Annotated in this window: 10 protein-coding genes and 2 tRNA genes; 10 read left to right on the plus strand and 2 right to left on the minus strand. The window is 35.8% G+C overall.

The genetic code is table 11. The features are described 5' to 3' along the window. Positions 1-30 precede the first annotated feature (30 nt). Both ACHRV3_RS18710 and ACHRV3_RS18715 read right to left on the minus strand, forming a co-directional pair. Positions 31-2,109, minus strand: a complete 2,079-nt coding sequence (locus ACHRV3_RS18710; RefSeq protein ID WP_395435867.1) for an ATP-binding protein — start codon at positions 2,107-2,109, stop codon at positions 31-33. After that, positions 2,106-2,813 carry a LytR/AlgR family response regulator transcription factor gene (locus tag ACHRV3_RS18715; protein ID WP_395428080.1) on the minus strand — a complete coding sequence of 236 codons (708 nt, stop codon included), beginning with the start codon at positions 2,811-2,813 and terminating at the stop codon, positions 2,106-2,108. The genes ACHRV3_RS18710 and ACHRV3_RS18715 overlap by 4 nt, the downstream gene beginning before the upstream one ends. Before the next feature lie 237 nt (positions 2,814-3,050). Between ACHRV3_RS18715 and ACHRV3_RS18720 the strand changes: the two genes are divergently transcribed. From ACHRV3_RS18720 to ACHRV3_RS18765, 10 genes are all read left to right on the plus strand, one after another. Further along, the gene (locus ACHRV3_RS18720; RefSeq protein ID WP_395435866.1) at positions 3,051-3,626 is read left to right on the plus strand and encodes a hypothetical protein; all 576 of its coding nucleotides are present in this window, start codon (positions 3,051-3,053) and stop codon (positions 3,624-3,626) included. A 139-nt stretch (positions 3,627-3,765) separates the two neighbouring features. Further along, the gene (locus ACHRV3_RS18725; protein WP_395435865.1) at positions 3,766-4,362 is read left to right on the plus strand and encodes a hypothetical protein; all 597 of its coding nucleotides are present in this window, start codon (positions 3,766-3,768) and stop codon (positions 4,360-4,362) included. Positions 4,363-4,517: 155 nt separating this feature from the next. Further along, positions 4,518-7,094: a M1 family metallopeptidase gene (locus ACHRV3_RS18730; protein ID WP_395435864.1), complete on the plus strand. Its 2,577-nt coding sequence runs from the start codon at positions 4,518-4,520 to the stop codon at positions 7,092-7,094. Then, the gene (locus ACHRV3_RS18735; RefSeq protein WP_047777708.1) at positions 7,091-8,017 is read left to right on the plus strand and encodes a DUF58 domain-containing protein; all 927 of its coding nucleotides are present in this window, start codon (positions 7,091-7,093) and stop codon (positions 8,015-8,017) included. The genes ACHRV3_RS18730 and ACHRV3_RS18735 overlap by 4 nt, the downstream gene beginning before the upstream one ends. Positions 8,018-8,103: 86 nt before the next feature. Next, positions 8,104-8,177, plus strand: a tRNA-Asp gene (locus ACHRV3_RS18740). Positions 8,178-9,898: 1,721 nt separating this feature from the next. After that, positions 9,899-9,972: transfer RNA gene (locus ACHRV3_RS18745), tRNA-Asp, on the plus strand. Between the two features lie 210 nt (positions 9,973-10,182). Further along, complete coding sequence (locus ACHRV3_RS18750; protein ID WP_395435863.1) at positions 10,183-11,007, plus strand: AraC family transcriptional regulator; 825 nt, start codon at positions 10,183-10,185, stop codon at positions 11,005-11,007. A 384-nt stretch (positions 11,008-11,391) separates the two neighbouring features. Further along, entirely contained in the window at positions 11,392-12,702 is a 1,311-nt protein-coding gene (locus ACHRV3_RS18755) for a TolC family protein (protein WP_395435862.1), read from the plus strand. Between the two features lie 18 nt (positions 12,703-12,720). Continuing rightward, a complete protein-coding gene (locus tag ACHRV3_RS18760) occupies positions 12,721-13,767 on the plus strand; it encodes an HlyD family secretion protein (protein WP_395435861.1) in 1,047 nt (348 codons plus the stop codon). Position 13,768: 1 nt separating this feature from the next. Further along, complete coding sequence (locus ACHRV3_RS18765; protein ID WP_395435860.1) at positions 13,769-15,352, plus strand: MFS transporter; 1,584 nt, start codon at positions 13,769-13,771, stop codon at positions 15,350-15,352. The last annotated feature ends 79 nt before the right edge of the window (positions 15,353-15,431 follow it).

Below are 15,431 nucleotides of genomic sequence, written 5' to 3' on the forward strand. Positions count from 1 at the left end.
TCAAAGGTTTGGCGAAAGTCAAACCTTTTTTTATTGAAATAGAATAGTGAAAGTTGTTCCGGAACCAAGGGCTGTCACCACTTCGATTTTGCAATTAATGGCGTTTGCCAGATCGCGGATCAAATGCAATCCTAAACCATTTTTAATTCCGATTACTTCAGAATGATCGTATAAGGCTTTAAATTCTTCTCGAGTTCCGCCTGAACCATTGTCGGTTATAGAAAGAAAATAGCTGTTGTTTTCTTGGTGGGCTTTCCAGGTTATTACCCCGTCCGAAGTTTGATTAAGCGCCTGAATAGCATTTCCGGTCAGATTCCGAATGATTGTTTTGAGGTAATTTTCATCGGTTTCAAGGATGATATTTTCGGGATTTTCAAATACAAATGTTACATTTTCTACACTCGAAAAATGTTTCTGTGTTTCTTCGAATAAAAGCGCTACAGTAACCTTCTTTTGCAGCGGTTTAAAGTTTTCCATTTGTCCCTTACTCCACAATAATATATCCTCCATAGACGATAATAAATTCTCAGCTCCGGTAATAATTTTGTTTTGCATGCGCAAAGCTGTGGCTTCATCGAGTAGCTCCGGACTCTCTTTTTGTAGGTGTAAAAAGTGGATTAAATTCGAAATCGGACTTCTTAAGTCATGGTTTAGAATGCCAAAAAAGCGTGCTTTTATTTTATTGGCTTCGTCGAGTTCTTTGTTTAAAAGCTGCAGTTTTTGATTCGTTTTTTTGCGATTCCGACTCTGATTAAACAACAACAATCCAATAATGGCAACCAGACTAAGTCCGCCAATTAAAAACAGACGTTGTTTTTCCGACTCTTTAATCTGAATGTTTTTTATGGTATTTTCAATTGAAAGATTCTTTATTTTTTGCCCTTTGGTTTTGTTTTGATAATGGGCTTCGGCGTTGGCAATACTTTGTTTGGCTGATTCCTGCAGCATTTCGTCATTGTATTTGCTGTAGATTTTATTGTATCGGTAGGCTTCTTTCCAATTCCCCAGAGCAGCATAACTTTCAGAAAGTTTTTTATTGATGGTTACAAAGGACTCTTTGTCGTAAGTAAGGGCGCTTTTAGAGGCCAGGGTCAGTGTTTCGATTGCTTTTTTATAATTGCCTTTTTCATACCATACTTTTCCCATTATGGTGTTGGCTTCCATGAGAATTTCATCATCATTTGATTTTTGCCCGAATAAAACGGCTTTTTGAGCGTATTTATAAGCGGTGTTTGACTGATGATTCCCGATGTAATATTCAGACATACTTCGGTTGGCAAAACTTAAATTAAGAAATAAGGAATCGTTTACCGATGGGTAGGTATGGATTAAATTGTAGTATTTTTTAATGCTGTCAAGGTTATTTAATGCAACAAAAGATTGCATATAGTAGTTGCAGGAGAAAGCACTTATGTAGGGAGAAGTTTTGATATAAGGTTTGGCATCGTTTAAGTATTCAATGGCTTTATGGTACTGTTTCATTTTTACATACGCACTGGCAATCTGGCTATAAGAAACCCCAATGTTCTCGGTATTAGCGACGCTTTTTTCAAGAAGTTTTTTATAATTGATTGCTTTTAACTGATACTGAATGAAAGGCTCATACTCCGAATAATTCAGATAATATTCTCCAAGACTTCCGTAAAGAACGGCCTTCATATAATTGCTTTTTGTGGTATCCAGTATTTTTTTGATGTAAAGAATCAGCTCTTTGTTTTTGGCTGTTTCATTAAGTGCATAATACGTATAATTGAGGCGCATTAAAGCCGATGTTTCGGTTTTAATTTGTTTGCTGCTTTTGGCATACTGTAACGCGAGTTCGTAATTTGTTAAAGCTTTTTGATATTGATTGTTGCTGAATTCATAACTAATCCCACGATAAAGGTAAAAGCGACCAAGATAAGCAGGATGGTTTTTGGCGAGATCAATTCCTTTCTCTGTAATTAATAACAGTTTGGGATAATTTTCTGAATCTAAAGCAGTATTGGCATATTTTAGCCAGACTTTAAGTTTTTGTTCTGTAGTCTTGTATGGGGTTAAATCGGGCTTTTGTTGCGGATAAGCAGCAATCGCAAATAAGATAAAAAACAAAAAACCTATTTTTCTCATGAGAACAGATTTAGATTTTCTTTGTAACTTCTTCCAACAGGAATAGCGATGTTGTTGTTTAGTACAATTTCGGTCGCATTTATTTTTTGAATAAATTGTTTCTGAACGGCAAAACTTCTGTGAATTCGGATAAAAGATTGAAAATGATCTTCTTTTAATAAATTTCCGATACTCGATAAAACACAATGCCTTTTTTTGTTTGTGATCAGCAGTGTGTAATCTTTAAGAGCTTCGAGGTATAGGATTTCATGGAGTTTAACCTTGGTTTGCTCATGGCCTTCTTTGATATAAATGGTGTCGCCGCCAATACTTGCTTCAAAAAGGGAGGCTTTGAGTTTGATTTCCATAAACTCTTCGATACGATTTATCGTTTGTGTGAAACGTTCCTGTTTTAAAGGTTTTACGATGAAATCTAATGTTTCGATCTGAAAACTCTCTACGGCATGCTCGGGATGTGCCGTTATAAAAATACAAACCGGAATAGCCAAAGCTTGTTTTCTAAAATCGATTCCGTTTAACCCCGGCATATCGATGTCCAGAAATAAGATGTCAACTTTTTCTTTTTCTATAAAAGGAAGCGCCTTTTCTGCCGATTCAAAAACACCTAAAATATCCAGCACAGGGAACTTCTTCGCATAAGAAAGAACAGTTAGTCTGTCTATTTCGTCATCGTCGATAATAATGCAGGTGTATTTTTTTATCATAAAACAGAATTTAATAAATGCAAAAAACGATAAGAACAACTAAAAAAACAGTCGTCTGTCTATTTAAAATGTTGTTCGTCTATTAGCTGTTTTTGCGTCGGTTTTAATCGTGCAAATTTGTTTTGGAATTAATTCATTAGAAAAAGGAACTGTTGTTTGTCCCGTTTTGACTTTTACAAAATTAAGGCTATTGAATTAAATAAGAGCTATTTACTAAGATTTAAAACTAAAATGACTATGAAAACTATAAAAATATTTTTCACCGTTTTATTGGCTGCTCTCTTTAGTGTCTCCTGCAGCAGCGACAATGATAAAGAGACTGTCACAAATTATGAAGTGGAGAACCCGTTAAACTCAGTTGTTGCTCAAATCGGATTAAAGAGGTACGATTATATGAATAACCCATCAGAAGAGTTGGGATTGGTTTTTACCCCTACTGTAAAAGGAAACATCAAAGCAATTACGGTAAAATTGCCTGGCGCAAGTCCGGGGCTGCGGGTAACGATTTGGGATTTTGATTCAAGAGCCGTTCTGCGTACCGAAATAATAAATGTAAAAGAGGCAAATATTCAGGTCTGGAAAAAAATAGAAGATCTAAACCTGATAAAAGACAAAAAGTACTTGATAAGTATGAACAACAAGGATTTTTATCAGTACGGAGGCTTGTTTTCTGTGGTTAAATACCCAATTGTTGCAGCCAATATCACATTTAATGAATTCAGGTGGACGAAAGGAGCAGCGCAGACTTTTCCTGATACTTCAACAAAAGAGCTCATTGGCGATTTAAGTTTCGATTTTCAACAAACGGAATAATTCTTTTTTTGAAAATTTTGATTCAGAATATTTTAGAATGCAAGGACGTCTATTAAGGAAGTCGTTGGCCTATTGGTGTTGTTTTTATTTGAAAAAGACATCACAAGTTTGATTATTAATAATTTAAAAAACAGAAAAAATGAAAAAGAATTTTTTAATGCTGGGAATTATGATCTTAACCATGTTGTCTTCTTGTTCTAAACCAGATGACGGAGCGGATGGAGCAGATGGAAAGGATGGAACTAACGGAACCAATGGTACCAACGGAGCAACCGGTTCTGCAAATGTTATTTATAGCGATTGGAAAACCTCCCCTTATGTAAGCCGTGATACAACGGTTGACGGAACTTGTTTGAGAGTAAGACATTTAAATGTACCGGAGCTTAGTGCTGACATTTTAAAAAGTGGTGTAATCCTGACGTATTTTCGTATTGGTTCTCTTGGTCCTTACAATCTTCCCTATATCAGTGATGCAGGAGGAGCTACCAATCAAATAAGTTCTATTTACAATTTAAACAAGATCTTGATATACAGACATACGTTTGATTCTTGTCGATTTACAGCAGCCGTAGCAGAGGCTTTTCCGGGTCAGCCTGTGATGTTAACTTTGCCTCAGAGTTTAGAATATCGTTATATTATTATTCCGGGAGGTGTAAAAGCAGCAAAGAAAGTGCTGCCGGATTATTCAAAAATGTCCTATTCGGAAGTGTGTGAGTCTTTGAATATTAAGGAATAATTTAATTCCAATAAGAAATTAAGTTTACCAATAGGTTGTTGTTATATTTTAACAGCAACCTATTTCTATTTGGTTAAATCGAATAAAAAGTCAGGATCTATAGTAAAAGCTAAGGAAGTCTTCTTTAATTTTAGCAAATCTTAATATCCTTAAAAATGAAAATTTTCTACAGCTTTCTTCTCTGTTTTACAATCGCAGCAATTGGGTGCTCACAAACGAAACAAAAAGGAACTCTTGTTTTAGACAACGGTGTCTCGGAGCAATTGGCACGTTTTCGAAAACAACAAATTTCAGAGGTGTCTTACGGATTGTCATTTGAGATTCCAAATCAAAAAGAGCAGGATATCAACTCCAATCTGGTTTTGAATCTTACCTTGTCTACTTTAAAAGAGCCTTTGTATTTAGACTTTAAAGAGAAAGCGCAGAACCTAAAAACAATCGAAATAAACGGAAAAAGCAGTGCCATTTTGCAGGAGAAAGGGCATGTCGTTATTCCGACTGAAAATTTAATTTTAGGTAAAAATACAGTTGTAATTTCCTTTATTGCCGGGAATTTATCCTTAAACCGCAACGATGATTTTCTGTATACTTTATTAGTTCCGGATCGAGCGAGTACTTTATTTCCGTGTTTTGATCAGCCTGATATTAAAGCGACTTATAAATTGAATCTTACCGTTCCAAAAGAATGGTCAGTTTTGGCAGGTGGCTTTGTAAAGGACAAACAAGAACAAGGTGATTTTGTGAAATATACTTTTGGGGAATCGGATAAGATGAGTACCTACTTGTTTTCATTTGTTGCCGGAAAATTTAAAAGCGTTACTCAGAAGCCGGGTAATAGACAGATGACGATGTTGTATCGGGAAAATAATCCCGAAAAACTGCAAACCAGTACCGATACTATTTTTAAATTGCACCAACAATCGTTGGATTTCTTAGAAAAATATACGAATTGTAAATTTCCATTTCAAAAGCTGGATTACGCTTCGATTCCTGTTTTTCAATATGGCGGCATGGAGCATGTTGGCGCCATTCAATACAAAGAATCGACTTTGTTTTTAGACAATACAGCAACCGATAGTGAGAAACTGGACCGTGCTAAATTAATCGCTCACGAAACATCACACATGTGGTTTGGAGATTTGGTGACGATGAAATGGTTCAATGATGTCTGGATGAAAGAGGTATTTGCAAATTTTATGGCAGATAAAATTATGAATCCGATTTTTCCGAAGGTCAATCACAATCTGCAGTTTTTTACAGCCCACTATGCTAGTGCTTACGCCGAAGACCGATCATTAGGAACACACCCGATAAGACAAAACTTAGCAAATCTAAAAGATGCAGGTTCTCTTTATGGAAGTATTATTTACAACAAAGCACCTATAATGATGCGTCAATTAGAAGCTTCGATGGGGAAAGTAGCTTTTCAGAAAGGAATTGAAAAATACATTAAAAAATACGCCAATGATAATGCGGATTGGAATAATCTGGTTGAAATTCTAGATGCAGAAACACCACTCGATATGCAAAAATGGAGTACGGTATGGGTGAATAAATCAGGAAGGCCCTTATTGAAAGACAAAATAGAATACGATGCCCAAAACCGAATCTCGAAGTTTGAAATTTTACAAGAGGCAGAAGATAAATCGGCAAATGTATGGCCTCAGATCTTTGAAATTGGTTTGGTTTATGCCGATAAGGTACAAGTGGTAAGTGTTAATCTAAAAGGTAAAAGCCTTCTTTTAAAAGAGTTAACCGGACTCCCGAAACCGATTAGTGTGGTTTACAATTACAACGGTTTTGGATATGGTGTTTTTCCGCTTGACGGGAAGAATCTGGAAACTGTTTTGACTTTAAAAGATGAGGTTGCAAGAGCTTCAACCTACAGCAATATGTATGAAAATACCTTAACGGGAACTGTTTTACCCGTTAAAGCGTTTGATTGTTTTGTGAAAGGAATTCAAAGCGAACAAAATGAATTGGTGCTAAAAATAATCGCCAATCAGACCAGTTCGGTTTTTTGGAAATTCCTTACCGAAAAACAACAAAACGCAAAGCAAAAACAATTGGAAGATATCGTTTACGAACGTTTGCAGGCTAATTTACCGGGAAATATCAAAAAGACGTTGTTTAATTTGTTTAGTTCAATTGCCTATTCAGATTCAGGGAAAGAAAAGTTATATAAGATCTGGACTAAAGAAAGGGTTGTCTCAGGTTTGAAATTAAACGAGGACGATTATACCAATATCGCTATGAATTTGGCTATATTTAAACATGAAAAAGCCGTTGAGATTTTAGAGAAAACCAGAACAACAATTTCAAATCCGGACAAGCAAAAACGTTTTGAGTTTCTGCTTCCCTCTTTATCTGAAGAAGAATCCGTTCGAAATACTTTTGTAGAGTCTTTAAAAGACGATAAAAACAGAGAGAAAGAATCGTGGGTTTCTGTTGGTTTGGCTAATATACATCATCCGTTACGTCAGGAAAGTGCGCAAAAGTATATTAGATTTTCATTAGATTTGACAGACGAAATTCAGCGTACAGGAGATATTTTCTTTCCAAAGGACTGGTTGAATAATACCATTGGTAAATATTCTTCAAAGTATGCTTTTGACGAAGTACAGCGATTTTTAAAAGAGAATCCGGAGTTTAGTCCAATTCTTAAAAGAAAAGTATTGCAGGCAACAGACGGTTTATATCGTGCTCAAAAAATTAAAAAAGAAACCGAATGAAAATCGAATCGGAAATAGAGAAAGTTTCAAGTTTTCAGCATCTCGAAATGCTGGCCAATCAGGTGGTAGAAGGTTTTATATCCGGAATGCATAAAAGTCCGTTTCATGGATTTTCGGCTGAATTTGCCGAACATAAGGTGTATAATGCGGGAGAAAGTACCAAACACATCGATTGGAAATTATTTGCCAAAACAGACCGTTTGTATACCAAACGATTTGAAGAAGAAACCAATTTGCGTTGTCATATTATTGTCGATAATTCGTCGTCAATGCATTATCCGGAACTAAAATCAAATCAACCTTTTTATGAAAAGAAGATTGGTTTTTCGGTTTTGGCCTCAGCGGTTTTGATGAACATCCTTAAGAAACAGCGTGATGCCGTTGGTTTGAGTGTTTTCTCCGATACCTATGAATATTACGCTCCCGAAAAAGGAAGTGACCGCCATCATAGAATGCTGCTCAACAAATTAGAGCAATTGTTAGAGCAACCAAAAATCAAAAAAAGCACCGATACGATTACTTATTTACATCAGATCGCTGAAAAAATACACCGCCGCTCGATGATTATCCTGTTTACAGATATGTTGCAGACAGAAGAAGATGAAAAATTGTTTAATGCACTGCAGCATTTGAAGCATAATAAACACAAAGTGGTTTTGTTTCATGTGATCGATGATAAAACAGAGCTTAAATTTGACTTTGACAACACCCCTCGCAAGTTTATAGATGTAGAGACAGGGGAAGAAGTGTCTATTTTTGCCGATAATGTAAAAGAAGAATATGAAAAAAGGGCAGAGGAGTACTTTAAAAAATTGTCTTTGACCTGTGCAAAGAACCAAATTAAGTACGTTCCGGTAAATGTTGGCGATAATTTTGAAAAAATACTCACGACATATTTAGTTGAAAAACAAAACTTTGGCTAATATTTTGAAAATTTATTTTATTTTTTTTACAAAAACGCTTGCAGAAACGAAATTCTATACTATCTTTGCAACCGCAATAACGCAGAGGTTTGGTAGTTCAGTTGGTTAGAATACATGCCTGTCACGCATGGGGTCGCGGGTTCGAGTCCCGTCCAGACCGCAATATTGGGGAAAGCCTTTCTTAACGGAAAGGCTTTTTTGCCCAAATACGGTATCTAAGATTAGTTGTGTTGTTTTGCTACGAATTTGTAACTCGTAGCTGGTTTAGTAGTTAGACCAATGAAAAGCTTTCCACTTTTGTGGATGGCTTTTTTGATTTATACCAATTAGTGTTTTTTGTAAATTCCAATCTTTTGAAATCCCAAATTCCAAAATTGTGGGGTCAAGTCTATAAAGTTGTGGGGGAATAAAAACTTCACTGAGTTTTTAATTTTAAATAGTTGTGCGTTTTGTTTGTCCTTTCGACGAAGGAGAAATCACACTAGAAATTCCGCATAGAAAATTACAAATCATTATAAAGGGAATAGTGTCATTAAGTCGTTTATGTTTTCTATTTTTTAATCTTTTGCCACGAATTGCGCCAATTTGCACGAATTATTTTTTTGCCACAGATTTTTAAGATTAAAGTGAATTTCTTTTTATACTAGGTTCGTAAAGATTTTGCAAGGTTCACAAAGTTTAATTATAGAATTACGAATCCTTTTTAATTTATGCCTAATTTTTTTTTTGCACGCAGATTTAGTTTATCTAAAAAAGACACACACACGGTTTGTCCTTTCGACGAAGGAGAAATCTCCGCAAGAAACTCCGCAAAAACAAGCTCAGCAAACGCAGATTTATTCCTTTGAAGTTTCTATTGCGTAATTTGGGTTAAATGAACTTACATCACTTATATGGTGAAGAGAATTATTTGCTTCTATAAATTCCAATCTTTTAAAATTCCAAATTCCAAAATTGTGTCGAAATTTTAACCGCTAGGTTCGCAAAGTTTAATTGTAGCAATATGAATTCTTTTAATTTTATGACTAATTTTTGCACTCAGATTTAGTTTATCTAAAAAAGACACACACACGGTTTGTCCTTTCGACGAAGGAGAAATCTCCGCAAGAAACTCCGTAAAAACAAGCTCAGCAAACGCAGATTTATTCCTTTCAAGTTTCTATTGCGTAATTTGGATTAAATGAACTTACATCACTTATATGGTGAGGAGAATTATTTGTTTCTATAAATTCCAGTCTTTTAAAATTCCAAATTCCAGAATTGTGTCGAAATTTTAACCGCTAGATTCGCAAAGTTTAATTGTAGCAATATGAATCCTTTTAATTTTATGACTAATTTTTTGCACGCAGATTTAAGTTTATCTAAAAAAGACACACACACACACACACACACACACGGTTTGTCCTTTCGACGAAGGAGAAATCTCCGCAAGAAACTCCGCAAAAACAAGCTCAGCAAACGCAGATTTATTCCTTTCAAGTTTCTATTGCGTAATTTGGATTAAATGAACTTACATCACTTATATGGTGAAGAGAATTATTTGTTTCTATAAATCACAATCTTTTAAAATTCCAAAACCCAAAATTGTGCCGAAATTTTAACCGCCAGTTCCGCAAAGATTGCGCAAAGCACGCAAACAAGAAAATTTTTCAAATAAACTTACATCACTTATATGGTGAAAAAAAACATTTACAGCATAAAAAAGAAGACTTTTCATCCCCAAAATTGGAATTTGGAATTTTAAAAGATTGGAATTTTAATTTCAACGAATCTAATTATCAGGATGTTCGAAAAATTAACATTTTTATTTGTTTAAAAAACGTGAAAAAGCTTGTGAAATCAGAACTTCTGTCGTAGTTTTGCACCCACAATAACGCAGTTGGTTTGGTAGTTCAGTTGGTTAGAATACATGCCTGTCACGCATGGGGTCGCGGGTTCGAGTCCCGTCCAGACCGCAATATTGGAAGAAGCCTTTCTTAACGGAAAGGCTTTTTTATTTTTAGTACTTTCGATCGTCTCATTTTCTTCCTTATATTTAGTAGGTAATAAATTAAACTGCAAAAAGCGTTTGGATTTAAGCAAGTTTGTAAAGTTGTAATGGTTGTATTTTGTAAACCTTGCGATTTTCCTTTTGCATTCCTTGCGGTTGAAATCTTTATTTTTCGATGGAACAAACAAATCATAAAGTAGATAAGTATTACATAAAAAAAGTAGATGCCGATCAAAAAAGCATTTACTGTCATCATGATGTAATGGGCGAATTATTTGTTCCGACGCATAAACATGACAAAGCACAGTTGCTTTATGCCGAAGGCGATGTCGTGTTTGTTACTACCGAAACCAAAACCTATTTTTTACCAGCACGACATTTTATATGGATTCCGGGTGGAGTAGAGCACAGCATTCATCCAAAATCTGAAAATGTGATGATGCGAAATTTATATTTCCCCGTTGAAAGGAACGAAAATGATTTCTATGAAAACGAAGGAATCTATCCCGTAAATAATCTGCTGCTTCAAATGATGCTTTTTACGAATCAATGGAACGGTGATCTTAAGGATGGAAGTCCGAATTTTGTAATTGCCAAAGCGATAAAAGCGATTCTTCCTCAAATCTGTCTGATCAATTTACCTTTAGAATTGCCTTTGCCGAAAGACCCGAGATTGGGTAAAATTCTGCGACACATAGAAAACAATCTGGGAGAAACGATTTTGTTTGCTGAAGTTGCGCATGAATTCGGCTATAGCGAACGCTCTTTGTATCGCTTGTTTCAAAAGGATCTTAAGATGTCATTCATTCAATATTATACCATCAGGAGAATCTTAAAAGCAATTGAGCTATTATTAGAAAGAAAACTTTCTGTAAAAGAAGTGGCTCAGGAAGTGGGCTATAATAGTGTTCCCACGTTTAGCAATACTTTTTTTAAGATTTTAGGACAACGCCCGTCTGATTATCTGGGGGGTGAGGAGATTTTGGTACGAACTAGGTAGGGAATGTTTCATGCGGATTTAGCAGATTGGGCGGATTTTTATTGTTTCGACGAAGGAGAAATCGCATCCAATATTTGGAAGAGGAAGAATCCTGGTTGGTTACTAACATCTCACGCCGCAAAGTTCCGCTTTTAGTAAGATTAAAAGGATCTGCTTAATCTGCTAAATCTGCGTGAGAATTTAGCGCATTATTTTTCAATAGTTTAAAACGGTTTCGCTTAAAATAAGAATTTTTAGAAATGTCCGAAATGAATATGTTATTGACTTTTTAGAAGTATCAGTCATTAAAAAAATGCAGGAACTTTGCATCATAATTTATTTTATGTATTCATGTTCCTTATAAAACCGATTTCCACACCGGAAAAATTCCTTAAAAGATTGACTTTGTTTCTTTTTTTTATAGGATTTACCACTTCATACGCTCAGCAGGTTGCTACGATTTCATTAAAAGAAGCAATTAAAATAGCCAGAGAGCACAACAGAAATATTCTCAAATCCAATCTTGAAGTTACGCTTTCAAAAGAAAATATTAAAGAAAACAAAGAACTTCGTTTGCCTGAAGTTGAATTGAACGGAATGTATTCGCGAATCACCAATTTGACAGAATTCAAAGGAGGATTCCTGAAAGACAAAGAAGTTACCAATACAATTCCTGAAATCTATCAGGTTGGTACTGCTGTTAAAATGCCAATTTATGTTGGGAATAAAATCAACAATGCCATTAAGATTGCCAATCAGGAAAGTAAAATCGCCCTTATAAAAAAGGAGAAATCAGAAAATGATATTCAATTAGAAGTCATTGGAACCTATTTGGGGATTTACAAAATGATGCAACTTCAGAAAATCATTGAAGAGAATATCAAAGAAGAATACAACCGACTCAAAGAAGTTCAATCGCTGCAAAAGCACGGTACGGTAACTAAAAACGAAGTGATTCGTGCTGAGTTGCAACTCTCGGATCGGGAATTGAATGCGCTGACCAATTCTAAAAATATCAAAATTGCACTTCATGATTTCAAAACGCTGCTTCAAGTATCCGAAGAGCAAGAGATAGCTATTGATACAACGGCAGATATTGATGAAATGAATAGTATTGATCCGTATGACTCTTATATGACTCATGCTTTGCAAAACGAAGAAATGAGAATTTCCAGTCAGGAACTTGCAGTCAAAAAAACAGAATTGAATTTGGTAAAAGGGAATTATTACCCAAGTATTCATTTCTTTGGAAATTACAGTTTAAACTATCCGAATTATAAGTTCTTCCCGCCAGATCCGTATTTGTATTCATTGGGACAGGTTGGTATTGCGGCCAGTTTTGATCTTTCGGGTCTGTATAAAAACAGAACCAAAGTAGAGATCGCGAACACCAAAATTCAGTGGCAGGTCCTGCAATCCGAAATTGTAAAAGACAAGGTAAAAGACGAATTGTATAGAAACCATACCCAGTATCAGGAAATTCTCGAAAGATTTAAAGTGGTCGATAAGGCTTTGGAACTGGCTGATGAGAATTACCGCATTGTAAAATTGAAATACTTCAATCAGTTGGTTTTGGTGACCGAAATGGTCGATGCAGATAATGCTTTATTACAAGCTAAATTCAATAAAATTTCAACCCGTATTGACGCGGCAATGAAACATTACGAATTGTTGCGCACGGCAGGAATGCTAAAAGAAGAGTTTAAAATTCAATAAAAATTAGGAATAGAATTTATGGCAAATAAAGGAAAAAAGACCGGTGCGTTTTTTCATGTTTTTGTAAAATTAGTAGCAATTGTGCTTATTGTGAGCGGAATTAGTTTGGGAATCTGGTTTTACGTTTTTACTAAAAACCACGAAGAAACCAACGATGCGCAAATAGAGCAATATGTTACCCCGATTATGTCCCGAATTACAGGTTATGTTCAGGAAGTTCGTTACGAAGAAAATCAGTTGGTACATAAAGGCGATACGCTGGTTGTGGTAGATAACAGAGAATATAAATCAAAGTTAGAGGTGGCTTTGGCCGATGTTCAAAATGCGAAACAAAATAGTGTTGTTGCTGAAAAAAATGTAAAAACAACATCTGGGACTTCGGCGATTAGTGAATCGCAATTATTGGCTGCGAAAACCGATTTGTGGAAGGCAAAATCAGAGTACGATCGCTACAGAGCTTTGGTAAAAGAAGAAGCGGCAACGCAACAACAATTAGAAAAAGTGAAAGCAGATTACGAATTGGCTCAGGCGCATTGTCAGGAGATCAAAAACCGAATTCAATTGGCAAGTTTAAGTACTTCTCAGGCAGCGGCAAATGTTCCTACTGCGACAACTGTAATTCATTCGAAGCAAGCGATCGCAGACAATGCGGCTTTGTATTTGTCTTATACGGTTGTTACGGCGCCCTATGACGGTTGGGTTGGAAAAAGAACAATTCAGCCCGGGCAACTGATTAAAGAAGGGCAATCGTTGGTTGCTATTGTGAGTAAAGAAAAATGGGTGACAGCAAATTTTAAAGAAACACAACTGCAATACTTAAAAGTAGGGCAGCAAGTCACTGTTAAAGCAGATGCAGTAAAAGGAAGAGATTTTGTTGGCGTGATTACCTCGTTGTCACCTGCAAGTGGCGCGCGATTTTCATTATTGCCACCGGATAATGCTACCGGAAATTTTGTAAAAATTGAACAAAGAATTCCGGTAAAAATAAAACTTCAGGAGAACGATGCGCAGACAGATTTTCTAAGAGCCGGAATGAATACAACCGTTATTGCTCAACACGATTAAAATGAATGACCAAGACATTTTTAAATCCTGGGTTCCCAATTGGGCAATTGTAATTATTCTGTTTGTTTGTTTACTGCATTCTATGATTTTGCTTGGAGTGTATACTTCAAACGTAACCTATGCGGCAAGTTTTCTGGATATTGAACCCGAAGATTTGCAGTTCGCGATGTGTGTGACCTACGGAACCTTGCTGGCGACAATTTTGATTGAAGCCCGATTTTCCAGTTTTTTTCCGACCAAAAACTACCTTATGGCGGTTTATTCCTTGGTTGGAATTACGATAGTTTCGTCAGCATACGTTACTAATTTTACTGTTTTTTTGCTGCTCAGAGTCTTCGAAGGAATTCTAATGGCGCTACCGGTAATTACCATTAGACAATTGTTGATTGGACGTTTTAATTCTAAAAATGCAATTGTAATTGGATTCTCCTTTTATTATGGAGCGTTATTATTGTCAACGCCGTTTATTATGAATATTGCCGTTTGGTTTCTGGATCATTACGACTGGAAATACATGTTGTACGTTTCGGGAATGCTGCAGGTTTTGAATGTCTTTTTGATTTGGATTACGTTTAAAGGTCATCGGATTACAAAGAAAATTCCGTTATATCAGATCGATTGGATAAGTTATGTTTTGGTGTTGACAGCAATTCTCACAGGAGCTTATTTTTTTGTGTATGCCGAAAAAAAATACTGGTTTGAATCGTCTCAAATGATTCTTATGTTGATGATTGCTTTGATTACGGCGGGTTTGTTTGTTTTCAAAGAGCTTTCGGTAAAACGACCGAGTTTTAATTTCGAAGTTTTTAAATATGCCAATCTTCGAATCGGATTTTTGTTGTTTTTCCTTTTTTATATCAGCAGAGCAACGCTTAGTCTTTGTCATGCTGCTATGTTCCAGATTTGGAATTGGGATCCGTCCCGCGTGGCCGGAGTGCAATACATTAACGGACTGGGAAATGTGATCGGATTAATTCTGGCGGCTTTCTTTTTGATAAAATCAATATCCACAAAGTATATTTTTCTGATTGGTTTTTCGCTTATAGCCTTGTTTCATTTTTGGTTTACGTTTCTTTTTGTGCCCGACGTTGCTTTGAGTGATATTATAATTCCGTACGTTTTGCAGGGAATCGGAGTGGGACTTTTATTTGTGCCTTTGATTTTGTTCACCACATCATCAGTACCGCCTAAAATGGCTGCGTCATCAGGAATTATTGGAGTTTCAGGACGTTTCTGGGGCAGCACTATTGGTTTTTGTATTATGCAGAATGCAATAGTATTTTTAAACAAAAAACACTTCTTGAAATTAAGTCAGTTTGTAAACGATAATAGCGCCGAAACACAGGAGGTAATTGCCAAAACAACGCAAAGTTTTATAGCAAAAGGATATACGGCAGAAAACGCCAATACATTAGCCTTAAAAAAGATTTTTGGTACTGTAGCCAAACAATCGACTTTGTTGGCAGATATGGAAATTTATACAATTGTGGGGTATGGTCTGTTGGTTTTGATCGTTTTGATTGCTTTTAATCAGCATCTAAAGCAGACCGTGAATTTGGTTAAGAGTAAGGTTTGGATCGGGTAGATTGGAAATTCCAATTTTTTGAAATTCCAAATTCCAAAAATATAAATGAATTGCCTCTAGTTTTAGCTTGGGGCTTTTT

It is taken from the genome of Flavobacterium sp. FlaQc-49 (assembly GCF_044005985.1).
In the GTDB taxonomy this organism is placed as follows: domain Bacteria; phylum Bacteroidota; class Bacteroidia; order Flavobacteriales; family Flavobacteriaceae; genus Flavobacterium; species Flavobacterium cupriresistens.

Excerpts from the sequence above, each read along its gene's own strand:
- ACHRV3_RS18765 (WP_395435860.1), top strand. The coding sequence starts at position 13,769 with ATGAATGACCAAGACATTTTTAAATCCTGGGTTCCCAATTGGGCAATT.
- ACHRV3_RS18710 (WP_395435867.1), bottom strand. The coding sequence starts at position 2,109 with ATGAGAAAAATAGGTTTTTTGTTTTTTATCTTATTTGCGATTGCTGCT.
- ACHRV3_RS18720 (WP_395435866.1), top strand. The coding sequence starts at position 3,051 with ATGAAAACTATAAAAATATTTTTCACCGTTTTATTGGCTGCTCTCTTT.
- ACHRV3_RS18760 (WP_395435861.1), top strand. The coding sequence starts at position 12,721 with ATGGCAAATAAAGGAAAAAAGACCGGTGCGTTTTTTCATGTTTTTGTA.
- ACHRV3_RS18750 (WP_395435863.1), top strand. The coding sequence starts at position 10,183 with ATGGAACAAACAAATCATAAAGTAGATAAGTATTACATAAAAAAAGTA.
- ACHRV3_RS18735 (WP_047777708.1), top strand. The coding sequence starts at position 7,091 with ATGAAAATCGAATCGGAAATAGAGAAAGTTTCAAGTTTTCAGCATCTC.
- ACHRV3_RS18730 (WP_395435864.1), top strand. The coding sequence starts at position 4,518 with ATGAAAATTTTCTACAGCTTTCTTCTCTGTTTTACAATCGCAGCAATT.
- ACHRV3_RS18725 (WP_395435865.1), top strand. The coding sequence starts at position 3,766 with ATGAAAAAGAATTTTTTAATGCTGGGAATTATGATCTTAACCATGTTG.
- ACHRV3_RS18715 (WP_395428080.1), bottom strand. The coding sequence starts at position 2,813 with ATGATAAAAAAATACACCTGCATTATTATCGACGATGACGAAATAGAC.